The sequence below is a fragment of the Pedobacter alluvionis genome, from assembly GCF_003664035.1.
In the GTDB taxonomy this organism is placed as follows: Bacteria; Bacteroidota; Bacteroidia; order Sphingobacteriales; family Sphingobacteriaceae; genus Pedobacter; species Pedobacter alluvionis.
Window position 1 is genome coordinate 442,624 of the sequence record NZ_RCCK01000013.1, and the last position, 19,874, is coordinate 462,497.

Below are 19,874 nucleotides of genomic sequence, written 5' to 3' on the forward strand. Positions count from 1 at the left end.
ATTATTTTTCATTTGGAAATGAAAGGGCAGTATTTCATAGGTATTTCAGGCCCGCCATTCGCTTTATCCCGATGAAAAATCAGATGTCCGCTCCTGTCGGGTTTATTTAACAAAGGGCCGTTTTCAGGGCACCAAACTTTGTATCTAAACCCGATTGACGGGAAGAGCTTCCGATCTTTCATCGGAACTCGTACCAAAAAGCGGGACTGAAAATGCCAAAAGCACAGAACCGCTCATTTTCTCTTAATTATAAAATATTTTTCATATTCCGGAAACGAAAAGGCTGCATTTCATAGCAGGAAATACTTCGCTCCTAAGCATAATAGCCACATTTGATTCTGATCTTAATACTGTATTAACATATTTTAAACTTTTTTTATACCTTGATGCAACGTTTTAAAATCCCTTATGTCTTATAATCAGAATATTCGAAATTTTGGAAGCCGTATACATCGATAAAAACCTGGAACTCGTAAAAAAATGCATGCAGGGTAGCCGCGCAGCACAGTTTGAATTGTATAAACTGTACGCAAAGGCCATGTATAATGTGGCACTGCGCATTTTAAATTATGAGGAAGAGGCGCAAGATGTTTTACAGGAAGCATTTTTAGATGCGTTTACCAGAATTGTTGATTTTAGGCAGGAAACAACCTTCGGGCTTTGGTTAAAACAGATCGTGATCAACAAATCCATCAATTACCTGCGTAAGCGCAAGATGGAATTTGTGAGTACAGACGAATTATCGGAAGTACCGGATGAAGATAGTTTTGATGACAGTGAAGTGCAGTTGCAGGCTGAGGAAATAAGAATAGCCATCACCCAATTGCCAGATGGCTACCGGGTTGTATTGAGTTTATACCTTTTAGAAGGTTATGACCATGAAGAGATTGCACACATTTTAAAAATAAGTGAAAATACCAGCCGTACACAGTACATGCGGGCTAAAAAGAAGTTAAAAAGTATTTTAGAAACGAAAGGGATGAGAGATGAATAATAGATTAGAAACCTTTGTAAAAGAAAACCGTAAAGCTTTCGATATCATGGAGCCATCGGCAGAACTTTGGGCAAAGATTGAACAAGGTTTAGACAATAAGAAGAAAAAAAAGCCGGTAAAGCTGTATTTATGGATAAGTACGGCAGCAGCAATAGTGGTAGTTTTCGGTTTAGCTTGGTTGTACGTAGGAAAATCGCAAAACAAAGATTTAGAAATAGCCGATGTTAGTAGCTCATATGCCAGAAAAGACATTCATTTTGCTGGTTTAATTACCGAAAAAAGAGACAGTCTGGCTATTTTTGCCTCAGCAAATCCGGAACTTTATAAAAAATTTACCGCTGATTTGAGAAAGCTTGACGAAGATTACGAAAGGTTAAAAGCAGAGCTGCCAACCTCGCCCAATCAAACTTTTGTGGTAAAGGCTATGGTAAAAAACCGTGAAATACAATTGCAATTATTAAAACAACAATTATTGATTATTAACCAGGTTGACGATTACAAAAGAGTTAACCAGATTTAAGCTAAAAGTAGCAAAAGCGAAATTATAGTAATAACAGAATCTATCTTGATACCCGATTCACACAACTTGATACTAAGAGGGGAGCGCTCACTACATCGAAAGCTTACGGCCAGCCGGCAGGTTTTAAGCGAATAGGTGTTTAAACAATTAACAACATGAAAACACTAAGAATATTTTTAGCCATTATGGCTTTAATCGCCGTAAAAACAAATGCGCAAGAAGGGGTGATAAATAGCCCTTCAGAGAAAGTAGTTGTAGAAAATGTAGAAAAATCATCAATGGTAGCGATGGTTAATACTTCAAGGTATAAACAAACGGGGGGCGATGCCGAACGTTCAAAATCTTTTAGCAAGAGTTTTAATGTAGACAATAACGATAAGATTAATTTAAACAATCAATACGGATCGATCACTATTAAAACCTGGGACAAAAAAGAAGTACGTGTAGATGTAGATATTAAAGCTTACAGCAGTTCGGATAATGATGCGCAAAAACTGATTGATGGAATAAGTATTGATGCAACTAAAAACGGCGATGCAGTTACTTTCAGAACGAATATGGGTGATAGAAGCGGACGTTATGGCCGTGGGGTAAAAAATGGGGTAACCACCTGGCGAAGGGAAGTAAAAGTAAACTATGTGGTGTATATGCCAGCAGTGAACCCATTAACGGTTTCACAAGAATATGGTAACGTAGAATTGGGTAATTTTTCCGGTCCAACTTATTTAAAGGTGGAATACGGCAATCTGGTGGCTGGCAATTTAAGCAACGTAAATAACTACATCAATGTTCAATATGGTAAATGTGATATTCAGGACCTGAATGCTGCAGTTGTAAAACATGAATATAATGGTCCGGTAACCATTGGCGTCGTAGGTACGTTACAACTTGACGCAGAGTATGTTGCTGTAAACATCAATACGATCAGGAAATCGGCTGATATTAAAGTGCAATACGGCAGGGGTTTAACCGTTGGCACTATCGGGGGGAACCTGCTTTTAAATGCAGAATATGCAAAAGTAAACATCAATACGGTTAAAGGCAATACGGTGGCTAAACAGGCTTATGGCGATCTAAATATTGCATCGGCAGGTAAAATTACAGTTAAAGCAGAATATTCAAACGTTACATTAGGCTCAATTAATGGTGATGCAAACATTAATATGGATTATAACCGGTTAAATGTGAGCGAAATTACCCCGGCCTGTAAAAACTTCACCTTCGGAGGCGAATATGTAAGTGTTGGTTTGGGCTTTGCAGATCGTTATAATGGAAATTTTAATGTCTCTACCTCGTATGCCGGCTTTAAATATGGTTCGAACGTAACATCAAATTTGGTAAGTAAAGATGATGAAACTAAAAAATATACTGGCAAGATTGGTAGCGGTGGTGCTGCAAACGTATCCATTAAAACTGAATATGGTTCTGTTACCTTTAAATAAGATTTTTTAAACCAAACAAATCTTAAAGTCCTGCCGTATTGGTGGGACTTTTTTATATTTAGCACTGATGAAGATTTACCTTTTTATTTTGCTCTCTGCTATTTCTTTTACAGCACTGGCACAAGAAGTGCCAGTTAAATGGGCTACGCAAGAAACTTTCTTCGAAGATTTAACGGGTAAAGACTTACCCTCATTTATGGTTTAACCGTCAATAAAAAGCTTTTCTCCAATGCCGATTTAAAAAATCAGGTAGTGGTCATTAACTTTTGGTTCGAAAAATGTCCGCCTTGCATTGCTGAAATGCCAGAATTAAATAATTTGGTGGCCAAATATGGCAAAAAGGCTATAAGGTTTATCGGCATTACCCATGATGGCCCTGCCAGTGCCGGGCGATTTCAAAAACAGAACGGCTACAAATACGAAATTGTATCATTGAGCAAAGACGAGATCAGAAAACTAAACATTAATCATGGTTTTCCATCGAATATATTGGTTGGAAAGAATGGAAAGATTATTTATGCCACAGCCAATATTTCTTTTTCTGACCCACAGTTCAAAGCAAAGTCGATGCTTTTTGAGGAGAAATTAAAAGCTGAATTAAACAATTAGTCGGAATTATGGAAGCTCCCAAATCGCTTAAAGCACATATTCGTTATTTATAGGTTTAACAGGCTCGGGAATCTCGTCTTCTTCGAGCATTTGCAAAAGATTGATCTCTATCGTCCTGGTGATTTGGTTAAGCGGAACACCTGCCGAATTGTTTTCGAAAGGGTTAACCAGACTCATTCCATTAATCTGCGTGGATACAAATACAAAACCGATTAACCAACCTAAAAATATCGCTGCAGGCCCTGCGTCCTGACTGATTACCAAGGTAAATGTTACCACAAATAACCAGATAAATACTTTAGTAAGGTAGGAATAAGTAGTAGGGAATATGGTGTTTTTAATGCGTTCGCTCATGCCCATAGAATCGGAAAACCGTGTAAGCATCTCATTGATCTCAATAAAACGGAAACCATCGATAACATTTGATTTTGATAACTTTTGTAAATCTCTGGATTGAATATTTAAAATAGCATTGTGTGTATTGTTGTGTTTCGCAATTTCCTTTAAATCTGCCTCAGTTAAATATTTGGTGTAAATTTCGTCTACCGTTCCTCTCAAATTCGCCTTTAAGGCATATAAAAACGCAATGTGCCTGCAAACCATCCGTTTTACACTTTCATCATCTTCATCAACATAGTTAATCAAAGCCCTTGCAAAGGATCGGGAATCGTTTACCAATGCTCCCCATATTTTACGGGCCTCCCACCACCTATCGTAAGCCTGGTTATTGTTAAAGCCAATAAAAAAGGCGATAGCCGTACCTAAAACCGTTGGAATAATGGATGGAATGGAGAAATGGTGGGCAATTAAATACTCGCGCACAAAGTACGCCGCAGTACAAGAGGCAATCATGATCAGATCAATATGCCACGTATTTCTTAAAATTCTACTTAATCTGATGTTTTGTATTAAAAGCATATAATCTGATGAAAAATAAATTCGTTACGGATGAAAATACAAAACTAAAGCCGAAATGTTTGGTCGTGTAACAAATTAAATGACAAACGGTACAGGTTGCCAATTGTCATTCAAATGTTTATCTTGGGAAACCAAATATTCTAAATCACTTATGAGCGACACTTTACCCAGGAACAATATATTTAAAGTTATCGGTGCATCATCTTTAGGTACACTGATTGAATGGTATGATTTTTATATTTTTGGTAGCCTTGCGGTTATCATTGGCCATCAGCTGTTTCCGGAAGATGCCGGGGCATCCGCTTTAATCAACACCTTGGCTATTTTCGCAGCTGGTTTTATTGTTCGCCCATTTGGTGCATTGGTTTTTGGCAGGTTGGGCGATTTAATTGGCCGGAAATATACTTTTTTGCTCACTTTGGTACTAATGGGCGGCTCGACATTTTTTATCGGTTTAATTCCCTCATACAAAAGCATAGGTTATGCTGCACCCATTTTGGTTTTAATATTAAGGTTAATTCAGGGTTTGGCTTTGGGTGGTGAATATGGTGGTGCAGCTACTTATGTGGCAGAGCATGCGCCTGAAAACAAACGTGGTTTTTTTACCAGCTGGATCCAAACTACTGCAACTTTGGGCTTGTTTCTTTCGCTGGGAATTATCGTAATTACAAAGAATATTTTAGGCGCAGAAACTTTTGGCGATTGGGGTTGGAGAATCCCTTTTCTCTTGTCGATCGTACTGGTTGTAGTCTCGATTTATATCCGCATGAAAATGCACGAATCGCCGATGTTTTCTAAATTAAAGGCTGAAGGAAATGTCTCAAAAAATCCGCTGAAAGAGAGCTTTAATAACAAAGCGAATTTTAAAATGGTGCTCCTGGCGCTGTTTGGCGCTACTATGGGGCAAGGAGTAATCTGGTATACGGGGCAGTTTTATGCACAATCGTTTCTAGAGAATACCTGTAAGCTGGATTTTAATGATTCGAGGTATATTTTACTTTGGGGAATCGCTTTTGCGACGCCATTTTTTGTGGTATTTGGTGCCTGGAGTGATAAGGTTGGCCGGAAATGGATCATGTTAAGTGGTATGCTTTTAGGTATTCTTTTTTATCGCCCCATCTATCAGCTGTTTTTGGACGATACCGATTATACTAAAATTGAACAGGCTGATATTTTATCTGCTACTCCGGCTCCTGTATCTTCTGTTTTAATTGCGAATTCTACAGATAGTTTACGGACAGTTTCGACAAAAGTAATGCTTAGAAGTGGAGCTTCCTTTAATAAGGTGCAAATTGATACGGTTTCTGCAACAAAAGGGATTCTCTTAGGGAAAGAAGTAATAAAAGACAAAGTTTTACCTACGCCAGTATTCTGGAAATTTGTTGGCTTAATCTTCTTTCAGATTTTGCTGGTAACCATGGTTTATGGGCCAATTGCGGCTTTCCTGGTAGAGTTATTCCCAACTAAAATAAGGTATACCTCTATGTCGTTGCCTTATCATATTGGTAATGGTGTTTTTGGGGGGCTAGTACCTTTTATTGCGACCTTAATAGCAAGCTTTTCAGGTTCTACACCATTATCAGGACTTTGGTACCCGATAGGTATAGCGGCATTGAGCCTGGTTATTGGCACCATTTATTTGTCGAATAAAAGAGACGAAAATATTAACGACTAGATAGGGAAAAGATGAATACTTTAAAGAAATTTTTAGGCCTGGTTTGGATGGTTTTAGGGCCATTGGCAATGACTTTTTTGTTTTTACAGGCGATTGATAAAGTCGGTTTAACACACACCGATATCGAACGCACCAATACCATGTTACAATGGGGAATTATCCTGTTTATTTTCCTCCCAATTAGTTTAGGATTGATGATATTCGGCTTTTATGCATGGAAAGGTGAGTACGATCACTTGCCGGAACGTTCCGAAGGATTATAGTTTTTAAAATTGTAATTCATTTCGAATTTGTCACGTTGAGCCTCCTGATGATCCGGGACAGGTCGTTGAAACGCCTTATAAGACATTTAAAACTGGCCCTTCGACAAGCTACCATAGGCAGAATCCATTATCACGGTCGTCATACCCGCGCAGGCCTATCGTGTGGATACATCTTTTTGAGTTTTATTTTTTAGGCGTTTTGCTAGCTTCCTCAAATAACACATTGTTTTAACCGAAGAACGCCGTCAATCCCAAGGGCCGGAGAAATCAAAAAAACAGGTGCAGAATAGAACAAATAGCATTACCAAACCTAAAACGCAGTGGTTTTGTGTTCATAAACGCTAATTTAAAGTTTTAAAGAAGTATTGAACACAAAACGAAGTGTCGCTGTTTTTTTGATGTGTATAGGGTTGTGTAAAAGGCTCATTGCTGGATTGACAGAGCGCTTTGGGTACTTTGGCGCTCCAAAGTACCATGCCACCGTGGCATAGAGCGGAAAAAAATCAACATTTATCTCTAAACTATAGTTTTTAAGATCAAAGTTTGTTATTTACAGGGAAGATGCTGAAATAAATTACAGCCTCATTTAGCCTTCTGGGTTATCAATAAGATTAAGCTTTTTTATTTTCAGGCAAGCTGATACCATGCAATCGTTCCCGACATCGTTTGCAACGTTTAATCTCAAAAAAACTTCTTTCTGATGGATATTAATGTTTAAAATTGTTCATCATATATTTTAAAACACGGCTGCGTTACAAAGTTTTATACTTTTACGTGGCCGATTTTAATTTAAGCCTAACCAAATTGATATGAAAGCAATCATCCTATTCTTACTGACAAGTATTTCATCAGCGGTTTATGCCTTAGATGTTAAACCCGATTTTGTGGTGGCTGCTGATGGAAGCGGAAATTTTAGAACTGTGCAGGAAGCGATCCACGCGGTGCCGGATTTCAGGAACAAAACAACCGTAATTTTTATTAAAAAAGGCATTTATAAAGAAAAACTGATCTTGGCGGCCTCTAAAAAGAATGTAAAGTTTATTGGAGAAAGCTTAAACGAAACCATTTTAACTTATGATGATTATGCACAGAAGAAAAATATTTTTGGCGAAGAAAAAGGGACTTCCGGCTCTTCCAGTTTTTACATTTATGGCGAAGGCTTTTCTGCTGAGAACATCACTTTCGAAAATTCGTCGGGCCCGGTGGGGCAAGCAGTGGCCGTTTGGGCCGGTGGCGATAAACTGATTTTCACCAACTGCCGGTTTTTGGGTTTCCAGGATACGCTTTATACCTATGGGGGCAATAACCGCCAGTATTATAAAAATTGTTACATTGAAGGTACGGTCGATTTTATTTTCGGTGCTTCGACAGCCTGGTTTGAAAGTTGCACCATTTTCTGCAAAAAGGCGGGTTATATTACAGCCGCTTCAACTGCTGATACCACAAAATATGGTTACGTACTCAACAAATGTAAAATCAAGGGAGATGCTCCTGCCAATAGTTTTTACTTAGGCCGCCCCTGGAGGCCTTATGCTAAAGTTGTTTACCTCAACTGCGAATTACCTGATTTTATTCATCCTGAAGGTTGGAACAACTGGGGAAAGGAAAGTAATGAGAAAACGGCTTATTATGCAGAATATAAAAGCAAGGGGAAAGGTGCAGATCCGAAAAACAGGGTAAAATGGTCGCACCAATTAACAGAGATAGAATACCAGACCTATATTTTGGAAAACGTTTTCCGTGGATGGAATCCAGAGTTGAAATAAGGGGTGTAAATCGTTGATATACAGTCTTTAATTTCGTTTATGGAGACTGTTTTTTGCCTCGTTTTCCGGTAACGATTGCATAGATTTCTCTTCTGTTTTAACTGCAAACAACGTACACTTGTTATTACGATAACCAAGTATAATTTAACAGCGCAAATAATGAAACATATTTCTGGTCGTTTATGCCATATAAAAGTAGCTCTCGCATGCTTAATTTTATCTTCTGCAGGTTCTGCCATGGCTCAACAAAAGCAAAACTTACCCATTATTCAGCAGGTTAAATTTAAAAAAGATACCACTAGCATTACCCGCTTTGGAGCAAAAGGTGATGGCATTACCTTAAATACCGAAAGCATTAATAAAACGATTGCCAGCGTTAGCCAAAAAGGCGGAGGTGTGGTATTAATCCCCTCAGGCTTGTGGTTAACCGGTCCTATCGAGTTAAAAAGTAATGTTAACCTGCACTTAAAACGTGATGCAATACTTCAGTTTACGGCTGATTTTAACCAGTATAAACTCGTTCAGGGAAATTGGGAAGGTCAGCCTGCATGGCGAAACCAGAGTCCGATTTCGGGTGTAAACCTCGAAAATATTGCCATTACCGGAAGCGGGATCATTGATGGCAACGGTGGTGCCTGGCGCATGGTTAAAAAAGATAAACTTACCGAAACACAGTGGAAAACCCTGGTTGCCTCTGGTGGTGTAGTGAGGGCCGATGGAAAAATGTGGTACCCTTCAGAGAAAACGGTTAAGGGTTCGAATACTAAAAATGCAGGCGTAATTGAGGCGGGTAAAACAGCAGCAGATTATCAAGATATTAAAGATTTTCTCCGTCCGAACTTATTGGTATTAACGGGTTGTAAAAAAATTCTTTTAGAAGGTGTTACCTTTCAGAATTCACCAGCTTGGAATTTGCATCCCTTGCTTTGCGAGGATTTAACCTTGAGAAATTTACAGGTGAAAAATCCCTGGTTTGCACAGAATGGCGATGGAGTTGATGTTGAATCTTGCAAAAATGTATTGATTGAAGGCAGCACTTTTGATGTGGGAGACGATGGCATCTGCATTAAATCTGGTCGCGATGAAGCTGGCCGTAAACGTGGTGTACCAACTGAAAATGTAATTGTAAGAAATAATATCGTTTATCATGCACATGGCGGCTTTGTAATCGGTAGCGAAATGAGCGGTGGTGCAAAAAACATCTGGGTGTACGACTGTTCATTTATCGGTACCGATATCGGTCTGCGTTTTAAAACCACCCGCGGTCGTGGTGGTGTGGTTGAAAATATTTATATCAACAACATCAACATGATTGATATTCCTGGCGAAGCCATTTTATTCGACATGTATTATGCTGCGGTTGATCCGGTTCCTTTAGCTGGCGAAAAACGTGAAGCCATTAAAACGGTTACCGTTCCTGTTACTGAAGCCACTCCACAGTTCAAAAACTTTTACATTAAAGATGTAGTAGCCAATGGTGCTGAAAAAGCCATATTTTTCAGGGGATTACCAGAAATGAACATCAAAGATGTGCATCTCGAAAACGTAACCATAAAAGCCAAAAAAGGCATCGAAATTATTGAGGCATCGGGAATTTTTTTGAAAAACGTAAATGTAATTACTGATAATACCAGTCCGGTGGTGATGATTCAGAACGGTTCTAATATCAACATCAGCAACCTTAGCTATCCAATTAACAGCAAAATTTTATTTGATGTTTCAGGCGAAAAATCAAAGGGGATAAAAATTAGCGGAACCGATGTTTCCAAAGCGAAAACGGCTTCCGTTTTGAGTACTGAAGTAGATAAAAAAGCACTGGAAATTTCAAAATAACAGCATCATGAAGCAATCAATCTTATTTAGAGCAGCTGCACTTATTGGTTTTTCCATTTTAACACAAAGTGGATTTGCCCAAAAGAAACTGTCGGAACAGTTAACCCTAACGGCAATGGAACAGCTATGGCAGGATACTACTGTTTTAAAAGGACCAAAGGGCCCTAGATGGTCGTACGATATGGGAGTGGTTTTGGAAGGTGCTGCATCGGTTTGGCGCAATACTGGCGATGGAAAATATTTCAAATACATCCAAAGTTCTATGGATGCTTATCTGGATAAAGAGGGAAATATCACCACCTATAAACCAGATGATTTTAATATCGATAACATTAAAAATGGTCGCGCTTTATTGTTGTTGTACAAAGTTACCGGACAGCAGAAATATCTGTTAGCTGCAACTAAATTATACGATCAGCTGCAAAAACAGCCGCGTACTAAAGAAGGTGGCTTTTGGCATAAGAAAATTTATCCGAACCAGATGTGGCTGGATGGTTTGTACATGGGCGAACCTTTCTATGCAGAATACGCCAAACTGATGAAAAAAGATGCTGCTTTTGATGACATTGCCAAGCAGTTTATCCTCATGGAAAAAAACGCCCGTGATGCAAAAACAGGTTTGCTTTACCATGGCTATGATGAAAGCAGAACTGAACAGTGGGCGGATAAAACAAGCGGGCGATCACCAAACTTTTGGGCCAGGGCAATGGGCTGGTACATCATGGCTTTGGTAGATGTGTTAGATAATTTTCCGGCCGATCATCCACAAAGGAAAGAATTACTGGCTATTTTAAACCGTACAGCAACAGCGGTGTTAAAGTACCAGGATCCGAAATCGGGTGTTTGGTTTGATATTTTGGATATGCCAGCCCGTAAAGGAAATTACCTGGAAAGTTCGGCATCGAGCATGTTTGTGTACGGCTTAGCCAAAGGAGTACGTAAAGGTTGGTTGGCACCTTCGTTTATGGCAGCAGCTAATAAAGGTTATGCAGGTTTAAAGAAAGAATTTATAGAAAAAGCAGGCGATGAAAGGGTAAACTTGACCAAAACCGTTTCCGTATCTGGTTTAGGCGGAAAGCCTAAATACCGCGATGGCAGCTTCGATTATTATATCAGTGAAAAAGTAATTACCAACGACCCTAAAGGGATGGGCGCATTTGTATGTGCCGCTGCCGAAATGGAAGTTGATCAGCTGCCAAAACATGGAAAAGGTTTAACAGTTACAGTTGATAATTTCTTCAACAACGAATACATGACCGGTCCAACCGGAGATAAAATCCCTTTCCATTACCTATGGGAAGAAGATGATAACAACGGATTCTCTTTATTCGGTAAAGTATTTAACGATGCTGGTGTAAAAACCAGGACGCTTAAAACTGCGCCAACAACTTCAAATCTAAAAGGAACCAACATTTACATTATTGTAGATCCAGATACCGAAAAAGAAACGGCAAACCCGAATTTCATGAATGCTGCATACGCGAAACAGATCAGTGAGTGGGTAAAAGGAGGTGGCGTTTTGGTACTGCTCTTGAACGATGTGGGCAACTGCGAAATTTCGAAATTTAATGTACTACCTGAAACGTTTGGAATTCATTTTAATGAAGATAGCCGCAATAAAGTTCAGGGCGCAAATTTTGAACAGGGTGCAATAAAAATCCCGGCAGGGAATTCTGTTTTCAAGACGGCCAAAAAAGTGTACATCAAAGAAATTTCGACCATTGTGGCGAAAAATCCCGCTGTTCCTGCTTTAACCGATAAAGGAGATGTGATTGTTGCTACTGCAAAATATGGTAAAGGAACAGTTTTCGCGGTGGGCGATCCCTGGTTTTATAATGAATATATCGACGGTAGAAAATTACCTGCTGAATTTGAAAATTTTAAAGCTACGAATGATTTGGTGAGCTGGCTGATTAAGCAGGTGCCCGGGAAGAAGTAAGGTTAACCGCAGATGAAAAGGATGAACACAGATAAATAATGGTTCGTGGAGATACGAACCATGGCGAAGGAGATACGAACCATGGCGAATAAAAAAGAAAAGTCCTCCGTGTTAATCCGTGCCTCCGTGGCAAACAAAAACCATGACATACGGAAACAAAAAGAAAATTAGTGGTCTGGACCACGGAACAAACAAAAATGATGAAAATAAAAATATTGTTCACCCTAATCTGCAGCACTTTATTACTATCGTGTTATGCCCAGCAGCCTACCGATTCTACGGCAGATAAAATGCTTGTTTATCAATTAGGCAATGGTGGCTGGCCAAAGCAACTGGATGATAAAAGTGTGGTTAACTACGGTGCAGCTTTAACCCCTGAGTTATTGGCCAAAATAAAAGCCACTAAAGATTTACATGCTACTTTCGATAATAAAGCCACCAGCAGAGAAGTGGTTTACCTGGTAAAAGCCTATAAAAAAACACAGAATAAGGCTTATTTAGCGGCAGCTGAAAAAGGATTGGATTATATTTTATCCGCTCAATATGCCAATGGTGGCTGGCCTCAATATTATCCTGATAAAGCTTCGTACCGTTCAGAAATTACTTACAACGATGATGCGATGATCAATGTTCTGAACATTTTACAGGATATTGCCACGCAAACGAACGATTTCGAAGTGGTAAATCTAGCTTATATTAAAAAGGCAGAAAAAGCAGTTACAAAAGGAATAGACTGTATTTTAAAAACACAGGTAAAACAGAATGGAACATTAAGCATTTGGGCTGCGCAATACGATAAAGATTCGATGTTGCCTGCAAAAGCCAGGGCATTTGAGCCGGCCTCATTAAGCACAAGTGAATCGGTGGGTATTGTTCGTTTCCTGATGAGGCTTAAAAACCCATCACCAGAAGTAAAAAATGCAATTGCAGCAGCAGTGAAATGGTTTGATACTTATAAAATAGTTGGTTACCGCTTCGATCGGAACAAAAATATTTCAGCTTTAGTCGCGGATCATACTGCCAACACCTGGGCGCGTTTTTACGACCTTGATAAAAATACCCCGATTTTCGGCGACCGCGACAATACAATTAAAACAAAATTGGAAGAGTTAAGTCCCGAAAGGCGCAACGGTTATGCCTGGTACGGTAACTGGGGACAAAAATTAATTGAAAAAGAATACCCGAAGTGGTTAAGCACGAATGGGAAATAAATAAAAAAATAAAAATCGTCATTGCGAGGCACGAATCAATCCTACTACTATGGGTGGGAACTCCTTCATTACTTGCAATGACGGAAACTGCAAGAATATGATTTTAAACAAAGAAAATTTAAAAAACATTAACGGCGACAAGGTTACAAAACCTACGGCCGAAATTTTAGCCTTGCCCGAAAAAGTAATCCAGTTTGGAACGGGTGTTTTATTGCGCGGTCTGCCAGATTATTTTATCGATAAAGCCAATCAAAAAGGTATTTTTAATGGTAGGGTCTTGGTCGTTAAATCTACTTCAAGAGGTGGTGCTGACGAATTTGCGAAGCAAGACAATTTATATACCCTTTGTGTAAAAGGTATTGAAGATGGTGTTAATGTTGAAGAAAACTCAATCAACGCTTCGATCAGCCGGGTTTTGTCGGCTTCACAAGATTGGACCGAAATTTTAAAAGCCGCCCATCAGGCAGAAATGCAGGTCGTAATTTCGAATACCACTGAAGTTGGAATCGTTAAAAGCGAGGATAAAATTACCGATAATCCGCCACAATCTTACCCGGGCAAATTATTGGCCTTTCTGCATGAAAGATATAAAGCCTTTAATGGTTCAGCAGAAAGCGGAATGGTGATCGTGCCAACGGAACTCATCAGCGATAACGCCGATAAATTGAAAGAAATTGTACTGGATCTTGCTATCCAGAATAAATTGGGATGGGATTTCGAAAACTGGTTAAAAACCGCCAATCACTTCTGTAAAACTTTAGTTGATCGGATTGTGCCGGGAAAACTTCCGGAGGCTGAACAAAAAGCCATCGAAAACGAATTGGGTTACGAAGACGAACTCATGATCATGGCCGAACCTTTCAGGCTTTGGGCAATCGAATCATCAAGCGAAAAAGTGAAAGAAGTGTTATCCTTCTCAAAAGCAGACAAAGGCATTTTCATTGTTCCTTCCATAGATAAATTTAAAGAACTAAAACTTCGTTTGCTTAATGGAACACATACCATTAGCTGCGGTTTGGCGATTTTAGCAGGCTTTAATACGGTAAAAGAAGCGATGGCCAATAACGATTTCGCCAGCAACGTATTAAAATTGATGAAGGAGGAAATTGCTCCTGTTGTGGTAAATGAAGACATTACTTATGATGAAGCCCTGGCATTTGCCGAAAGTGTGGTCGATCGTTTCAGTAATCCTTTTTTAGAGCACCAATGGCAGGCCATTACCTTAAACTTCACTTCAAAAATGCAGATGCGCAACATGCCGCTCATCAGAAAGTATTATGCCTTAAAAAATGAAGTGCCGCAACTTACCGCTTTGGGTGTTGCTGCTTATATTCTTTTTATGAATGTAAACAAAGATGGGGATATTTATACGGCCAGCATTAACGGAAAAACCTTCCCTATACAAGATGAATTTGCGGAAGTGTTATACGAATACTGGAAACATCCTGAAACCGTTGTAGATAATACCCTTGGCGACAGACGCCTTTGGGATAAAAACCTGAACAATTATCCCGGCTTTAACGCAGCCGTAAAATCATACGTTGAATTATTACAAAATAAGGGTGCAAAAGAAACTTTAAGTAACTTGCATTCAGAAAGAACAATTTAAAATGGTTACTAGAATTTTAAAAATCCACCCTAACGACAATGTTCTTGTTGCCCTGCAAAATCTTGCAAAAGGCGAAACCGTTATCCACGATGGGCAGGAATATATTTTACAGGATGATATCCAGGCCAAGCATAAATTTTTTATGCAGGATATGAATGCAGGAGATCACATTATGATGTATGGTGTATTGGTAGGAAAGGCACAACATTTCATTCTAAAAGGTGGGTTAATGGATACCGAAAATACCAAACATGCTTCTGATCCTTACGAATTTCGTCCATACCATTATGAGTGGCATGCGCCCGATGTTTCCAAATTTGAAGGCAGAACCTTTAATGGTTATATCCGTAGCGATGGCCGTGTTGGAACTGCCAATTACTGGTTGTTCATTCCTACTGTTTTCTGCGAAAACCGCAATTTAGATGTTATCCGTGAGGCTTTGCACAATGAATTGGGTTATGCCGTAACCGATAAATATAAATCGTATGCCCATCAGTTGGTAGAGGCTTATAAAAATGGCGAGATTTTAGAAGAAGCCGATCCAGCTTCTATCGGAATGGCCAATCCATCGGCCAACCGTGTTTTTAAAAATGTTGATGGTATTAAGTTTTTAAACCATCAGGGTGGATGTGGTGGCACCCGTCAGGATGCTGCTGTGCTGAGCAAGTTATTGGCCGCTTATGCCGATCATCCCAATGTTGCTGGTGTAACTGTGTTGAGCCTAGGCTGTCAGAACTTACAGGTGAAAGATTTTATGGACGATTTAAAACAGCGTAGTCCAAATTTCGATAAACCTCTATTTATTTTTGAGCAGCAACAATCACAGAGCGAAGAACAGCTGGTTAAGGAAGCCATCCGTAAAACCTTTATCGGTTTAACCGAAATCAATAAAATTGAACGTCAGCCTGCGCCGGTAAGTAAACTGGTTTTGGGTGTAAAATGTGGTGGTAGCGATGGTTTTAGTGGTATTAGTGCCAACCCTGCGGTAGGTTATACTTCCGATTTGTTGGTCGCTTTAGGCGGAACGGTGCTTTTGGCCGAATTCCCTGAACTTTGCGGTGCCGAACAACAGTTAATCGACCGTACAAAAGACGAAACCGCTGCCCGCAAATTTATCCAGTTAATGACGGCTTACAACCAGGCTGCGGAAAATGTAGGTTCTGGATTTTTTATGAACCCGTCGCCGGGCAATATTAAAGATGGTTTAATTACCGATGCGATTAAAAGTACAGGAGCAGCTAAAAAAGGCGGAACTTCACCAGTAGAAGATGTTTTAGACTATACTGAACCGGCCACTAAACCAGGGTTAAATTTGGTTTGTACACCTGGAAATGATGTAGAGGCTACCACTGGTAAAGCAGCATCGGGTGCAACATTAATCTTATTTACCACAGGTTTAGGCACGCCAACGGGAAACCCGGTTTGCCCGACCATTAAGGTGTCAACCAATAATGCATTGACAAAACGCATGGGCGATATCATCGATATTAACTGTGGTCCGGTAATCGAAGGAGAAAAAACCATCGAACAAATGGGAGAAGATATCCTGGAATATTGCATTAAAGCGGCTAGTGGCGAAGTAATCCCTAAGGCAGTGTTGCTTAACCAGGATGACTTTATTCCATGGAAAAGAGGAGTGAGTTTGTAGTCTGAAGTCATGAGTCCGAAGTCGTGAGTCTAAGACCAAATGCCATGGTCTGTGTCCTCACAGACCACCAATAGATAAAATATAAATTGAGTTCCGGTCTGTGGGGACACAGACCGGGGCTAATATTATCACATAAATAAAAAAATTAATAGGTATTCGTTTTGATCAGCTTAAACGATTATCTAATGTCTCAAATCACATAGCATGAAATCTTTTTTAGACGAAAATTTTCTTTTGCAAAGCAAAACAGCAGAAAAGCTTTACCACAACTTTGCAAAATCATTGCCGATTATCGATTACCATAATCACCTTATTCCGGAGCAGATTGCCAATAATACCCAGTTTGCCAATATCAGTCAGGTTTGGCTTGCCGGCGACCATTATAAATGGAGGGCCATGCGTGCCAATGGTGTGGATGAAAAATACATCACAGGTATTGGATCAGATTATGAGAAATTTGAGAAATGGGCTGAAACTGTTCCCTTTACTTTGCGTAATCCATTATACCACTGGACACATTTAGAACTTCAGCGATATTTCGGTGTAACAGATTTACTGTCGGGCAAAACAGCACAGAAAATTTATGACGAATGTTCTGCAAAACTGCAAACCCCAGAGTATTCGGTACGTGGTTTGCTGGCCAAAATGAATGTAGAGGCTGTTTGTACAACCGATGATCCATTGGATAGCTTAAACTTTCACCAGCAGTTGGCAAGAGAGGGTGCAAATTTGAAAATGTTACCTGCTTTCCGTCCGGATAAAGCGATGAACAGTGACGATATTGAAGGATTGAACGAATATATTAACAAGTTAGAAAGCGTTGCCAATAAAACCATCAGCAGTTTTCAGGATTATATCGACGCCTTAAAAAGCCGTCACGATTACTTTGCAGATAATGGCTGTTCAGTTTCTGATCATGGTTTAGAGCAGATTTATGCCGAGGATTATACTGAAGCCGAAATCTCCTCGATTTTTGATAAAATTCGCGCTAAACAAGGCATCTCTTACGAGGAAAACCTGAAATTTAAATCGGCCATGCTGGTTTATTTTGCAGAATGGGATCACGAGAAAGGCTGGGTGCAACAATATCATTTAGGTGCTTTGCGTAACAACAATGCCCGTATGTTAAGACAATTAGGTCCAGATACCGGTTGGGATTCAATCGGCGATTTTAGCCAGGCCCGTATGCTTTCTAAATTCCTGAACCGTTTGGATAATCAGGATAAACTGGCCAAAACCATTATTTATAACCTTAACCCTGCCGATAACGAATTAATTGCCACCATGATTGGTAATTTTAACGATGGTTCGGTTGCGGGTAAAGTTCAGTTTGGTTCGGCCTGGTGGTTTTTGGATCAGAAAGATGGTATGATCAAACAGTTAAACGCACTATCTAACATGGGGCTTTTAAGTCGCCTGGTAGGTATGCTTACCGATTCGCGCAGTTTCCTTTCTTTCCCACGCCACGAATACTTCAGAAGGATTGTTTGTAACCTCTTTGGAGAAGATATTGAGAACGGCGAATTGCCTAACGATTTGGAATGGGTGGGCAAAATTGTTCAGGATATTTCGTACTTTAACGCAAAAAATTACTTTAAATTTTAACCCAAACAGGCTTTAGGAGTGTATTTCATTGGAATCAAATCATTTCAATCGTTTTCCTTCCATTTTCATGCGGTTGCAGAAAACAGCATGAAATATGCCGATAAAATATAAAAATGAGCACCCAAATATTCGCTTCATCAGAAAAAGGAAAAAAAGTTTTAAGCTTTGGTGAAATCCTGTTACGCATCTGCCCCGATATGGACGGTGCCTGGTTAAAAGAAAACAAACTTCCGTTTTATGTGGGTGGTGCAGAGCTGAATGTGGCCACTGCACTTGCCCTTTGGAATGTTCCTTCGGCATATTTATCGGCTGTACCAGATAATTCGGTTACCCGCGAAATTGTAGATTATCTCTATGCCCGTAATATTGATACCACATCAATGGTTTACCATGGTGAACGTTTAGGTTTATATTATCTCCCGAAAGGAAAAGACCTTAAAAATGCCGGTGTGATTTACGATCGTGCAAATTCTGCTTATGCAAATTTAAAGGTTGGCCAGATTAACTGGGATGAAGTTTTTGAAGATGTAAGCTGGTTCCATTTCAGTGCGATATGCCCGGCAATCAACCAATCTATTGCTGATGTTTGTTTAGAAGCTTTAAAGGCGGCAAGTGCAAAAAATATTACCATTTCGCTTGATTTAAACTATCGTGCCAAACTTTGGAAATATGGTAAAGATCCCATTGATGTTTTACCAGAACTGGCTCAATATTGTACCCTGATTATGGGGAACGTTTGGGCGGCCAATAAAATGTTGGGTACTGCGCTTCACGAAGATTTAACGCAAACTGAGGGTTATGCAAAAGAAACGTTACTGCAACAGGCAACAGATACTTCTAAAGAAATATTAAGTTTGTTTCCGGCATGTAAAGCGGTGGCCAATACCTTCAGGTTCGATCATGGTAAAGGTATCAGGTATTATACGGCCATTTATACCGATGGTGAACTAACGGTTTCTGAAGAATATGTTTCTGACGAAATTTTAGATAAAGTGGGTAGTGGTGACTGTTTTATGGCAGGTTTGATTTACGGTTTTTACAACCAGTTACAGGTCAAAGAAACTTTAAACTTTGCCACCGCAGCAGCTTACGATAAATTATACATTCCAAGTGATGCTACAATCAGTACCGTAGCGGATATAGAAAAAAGAATAATACGCAATGATTAGCAACAAGCACAAAATTTTAGATGCCATTTTAGAGCAAGGTATGTTACCGCTTTTTTATCAGGATAGCGAAGCAGGTAGCGTTGAAATATTACGTACGCTATATAGAGCGGGTGTACGTGTTTTCGAATATACTAACCGCGGTAAATCAGCCCTGTCGAACTTTAAAAAACTAAAGGAAGTACGCGATGCTGAAATGCCAGATCTTTATTTGGGTATCGGAACCATTAAAACCCCTGCAGATGCAAATGCATTTATCGAAGCGGGAACAGATTTTATTGTGGCACCGATCGTAAATCCGGCTGTTGCAGAAATTGCCAACAAAATCGGTATGCTGTGGATTCCGGGCTGTATGACGCCGACTGAAATCAGTGTAGCTCAAGAGCATAAAGCCATGCTGATCAAAATTTTTCCTGCCAATATTTTAGGGCCTGAGTTTATTTCATCTATCAAAGATCTTTTCGCAGGACAGTTGTTTATGCCAACCGGCGGGGTAGAAATTAATGCTGATAACTTGAAAACCTGGTTTAAATCTGGCGTTTGTGCCGTTGGCATGGGCAGTAAATTAATCAGTAAAGACGTGATGAGTAAAGGACTTTACGAGGAGTTATTCGACAATACCAAATTAGCGCTTGATCTAATTCAGCAAAGCAAATAAAATTTAATAAACCTAACC

The 19,874-nt window shown here is 39.6% G+C and carries 17 protein-coding genes; 16 read left to right on the forward strand and 1 reads right to left on the reverse strand.

Annotated features, from left to right (window positions below):
* Positions 1-484: 484 nt before the first annotated feature.
* The 5 genes from BCL90_RS18700 (at position 485) to BCL90_RS18715 (ending at position 3,565) form a co-directional block, all read left to right on the forward strand.
* Complete coding sequence (locus BCL90_RS18700) at positions 485-994, forward strand: RNA polymerase sigma factor (protein ID WP_394341714.1); 510 nt, start codon at positions 485-487, stop codon at positions 992-994.
* Positions 987-1,514 carry a hypothetical protein gene (locus BCL90_RS18705; protein ID WP_244094976.1) on the forward strand — a complete coding sequence of 176 codons (528 nt, stop codon included), beginning with the start codon at positions 987-989 and terminating at the stop codon, positions 1,512-1,514. The genes BCL90_RS18700 and BCL90_RS18705 overlap by 8 nt, the downstream gene beginning before the upstream one ends.
* Positions 1,515-1,669: 155 nt before the next feature.
* Positions 1,670-2,956, forward strand: a complete 1,287-nt coding sequence (locus BCL90_RS18710) for a hypothetical protein (protein WP_244094975.1) — start codon at positions 1,670-1,672, stop codon at positions 2,954-2,956.
* Positions 2,957-3,023: 67 nt separating this feature from the next.
* Positions 3,024-3,161: a hypothetical protein gene (locus BCL90_RS25770; RefSeq protein WP_166792083.1), complete on the forward strand. Its 138-nt coding sequence runs from the start codon at positions 3,024-3,026 to the stop codon at positions 3,159-3,161.
* A complete protein-coding gene (locus BCL90_RS18715; protein ID WP_121285729.1) occupies positions 3,149-3,565 on the forward strand; it encodes a peroxiredoxin family protein in 417 nt (138 codons plus the stop codon). Before BCL90_RS25770 ends, BCL90_RS18715 begins: the two co-directional genes overlap by 13 nt.
* A 27-nt stretch (positions 3,566-3,592) precedes the next feature.
* Here the strand turns inward: BCL90_RS18715 and BCL90_RS18720 are convergent, their stop codons facing one another.
* On the reverse strand, positions 3,593-4,483 hold the full coding sequence (locus BCL90_RS18720) for a bestrophin family protein (RefSeq protein WP_121285731.1): 891 nt from the start codon (positions 4,481-4,483) through the stop codon (positions 3,593-3,595).
* 151 nt (positions 4,484-4,634) lie between these two features.
* Between BCL90_RS18720 and BCL90_RS18725 the strand changes: the two genes are divergently transcribed.
* The 11 genes from BCL90_RS18725 to BCL90_RS18775 all read left to right on the forward strand — a co-directional run bounded on the left by BCL90_RS18725 (position 4,635) and on the right by BCL90_RS18775 (position 19,856).
* Positions 4,635-6,158, forward strand: a complete 1,524-nt coding sequence (locus BCL90_RS18725) for an MFS transporter (protein ID WP_121285733.1) — start codon at positions 4,635-4,637, stop codon at positions 6,156-6,158.
* A gap of 11 nt (positions 6,159-6,169) precedes the next feature.
* On the forward strand, positions 6,170-6,421 hold the full coding sequence (locus BCL90_RS18730; protein WP_121285734.1) for a DUF6814 family protein: 252 nt from the start codon (positions 6,170-6,172) through the stop codon (positions 6,419-6,421).
* A gap of 809 nt (positions 6,422-7,230) precedes the next feature.
* Positions 7,231-8,187 carry a pectinesterase family protein gene (locus tag BCL90_RS18735; RefSeq protein ID WP_121285736.1) on the forward strand — a complete coding sequence of 319 codons (957 nt, stop codon included), beginning with the start codon at positions 7,231-7,233 and terminating at the stop codon, positions 8,185-8,187.
* Between the two features lie 159 nt (positions 8,188-8,346).
* On the forward strand, positions 8,347-10,020 hold the full coding sequence (locus BCL90_RS18740; RefSeq protein WP_121285738.1) for a glycoside hydrolase family 28 protein: 1,674 nt from the start codon (positions 8,347-8,349) through the stop codon (positions 10,018-10,020).
* Positions 10,021-10,027: 7 nt separating this feature from the next.
* Positions 10,028-11,959 carry a glycoside hydrolase family 88 protein gene (locus BCL90_RS18745; RefSeq protein ID WP_121285740.1) on the forward strand — a complete coding sequence of 644 codons (1,932 nt, stop codon included), beginning with the start codon at positions 10,028-10,030 and terminating at the stop codon, positions 11,957-11,959.
* Positions 11,960-12,156: 197 nt separating this feature from the next.
* On the forward strand, positions 12,157-13,170 hold the full coding sequence (gene pelA / locus BCL90_RS18750) for a pectate lyase (RefSeq protein ID WP_121285742.1): 1,014 nt from the start codon (positions 12,157-12,159) through the stop codon (positions 13,168-13,170).
* Positions 13,171-13,267: 97 nt separating this feature from the next.
* On the forward strand, positions 13,268-14,779 hold the full coding sequence (locus tag BCL90_RS18755) for a tagaturonate reductase (protein ID WP_121285743.1): 1,512 nt from the start codon (positions 13,268-13,270) through the stop codon (positions 14,777-14,779).
* 1 nt (position 14,780) lies between these two features.
* Entirely contained in the window at positions 14,781-16,427 is a 1,647-nt protein-coding gene (locus BCL90_RS18760) for a UxaA family hydrolase (RefSeq protein WP_121285745.1), read from the forward strand.
* Between the two features lie 204 nt (positions 16,428-16,631).
* Positions 16,632-18,032: a glucuronate isomerase gene (gene uxaC, locus BCL90_RS18765; protein WP_121285746.1), complete on the forward strand. Its 1,401-nt coding sequence runs from the start codon at positions 16,632-16,634 to the stop codon at positions 18,030-18,032.
* A gap of 113 nt (positions 18,033-18,145) precedes the next feature.
* Positions 18,146-19,201, forward strand: coding sequence for a sugar kinase (locus tag BCL90_RS18770; RefSeq protein WP_121285748.1), 1,056 nt, complete (start codon positions 18,146-18,148; stop codon positions 19,199-19,201).
* A complete protein-coding gene (locus tag BCL90_RS18775) occupies positions 19,194-19,856 on the forward strand; it encodes a bifunctional 4-hydroxy-2-oxoglutarate aldolase/2-dehydro-3-deoxy-phosphogluconate aldolase (RefSeq protein WP_208529768.1) in 663 nt (220 codons plus the stop codon). Before BCL90_RS18770 ends, BCL90_RS18775 begins: the two co-directional genes overlap by 8 nt.
* Positions 19,857-19,874: the final 18 nt, after the last annotated feature.

Bases quoted from the DNA above. Each gene is read 5' to 3' on its own strand.
- BCL90_RS18700 (WP_394341714.1), top strand. From the start codon at position 485: ATGCAGGGTAGCCGCGCAGCACAGTTTGAATTGTATAAACTGTACGCA.
- BCL90_RS18705 (WP_244094976.1), top strand. From the start codon at position 987: ATGAATAATAGATTAGAAACCTTTGTAAAAGAAAACCGTAAAGCTTTC.
- BCL90_RS18710 (WP_244094975.1), top strand. From the start codon at position 1,670: ATGAAAACACTAAGAATATTTTTAGCCATTATGGCTTTAATCGCCGTA.
- BCL90_RS25770 (WP_166792083.1), top strand. From the start codon at position 3,024: ATGAAGATTTACCTTTTTATTTTGCTCTCTGCTATTTCTTTTACAGCA.
- BCL90_RS18720 (WP_121285731.1), bottom strand. From the start codon at position 4,483: ATGCTTTTAATACAAAACATCAGATTAAGTAGAATTTTAAGAAATACG.
- BCL90_RS18725 (WP_121285733.1), top strand. From the start codon at position 4,635: ATGAGCGACACTTTACCCAGGAACAATATATTTAAAGTTATCGGTGCA.
- BCL90_RS18730 (WP_121285734.1), top strand. From the start codon at position 6,170: ATGAATACTTTAAAGAAATTTTTAGGCCTGGTTTGGATGGTTTTAGGG.
- BCL90_RS18735 (WP_121285736.1), top strand. From the start codon at position 7,231: ATGAAAGCAATCATCCTATTCTTACTGACAAGTATTTCATCAGCGGTT.
- BCL90_RS18740 (WP_121285738.1), top strand. From the start codon at position 8,347: ATGAAACATATTTCTGGTCGTTTATGCCATATAAAAGTAGCTCTCGCA.
- BCL90_RS18745 (WP_121285740.1), top strand. From the start codon at position 10,028: ATGAAGCAATCAATCTTATTTAGAGCAGCTGCACTTATTGGTTTTTCC.
- pelA (WP_121285742.1), top strand. From the start codon at position 12,157: ATGATGAAAATAAAAATATTGTTCACCCTAATCTGCAGCACTTTATTA.
- BCL90_RS18755 (WP_121285743.1), top strand. From the start codon at position 13,268: ATGATTTTAAACAAAGAAAATTTAAAAAACATTAACGGCGACAAGGTT.
- BCL90_RS18760 (WP_121285745.1), top strand. From the start codon at position 14,781: ATGGTTACTAGAATTTTAAAAATCCACCCTAACGACAATGTTCTTGTT.
- uxaC (WP_121285746.1), top strand. From the start codon at position 16,632: ATGAAATCTTTTTTAGACGAAAATTTTCTTTTGCAAAGCAAAACAGCA.
- BCL90_RS18770 (WP_121285748.1), top strand. From the start codon at position 18,146: ATGAGCACCCAAATATTCGCTTCATCAGAAAAAGGAAAAAAAGTTTTA.
- BCL90_RS18775 (WP_208529768.1), top strand. From the start codon at position 19,194: ATGATTAGCAACAAGCACAAAATTTTAGATGCCATTTTAGAGCAAGGT.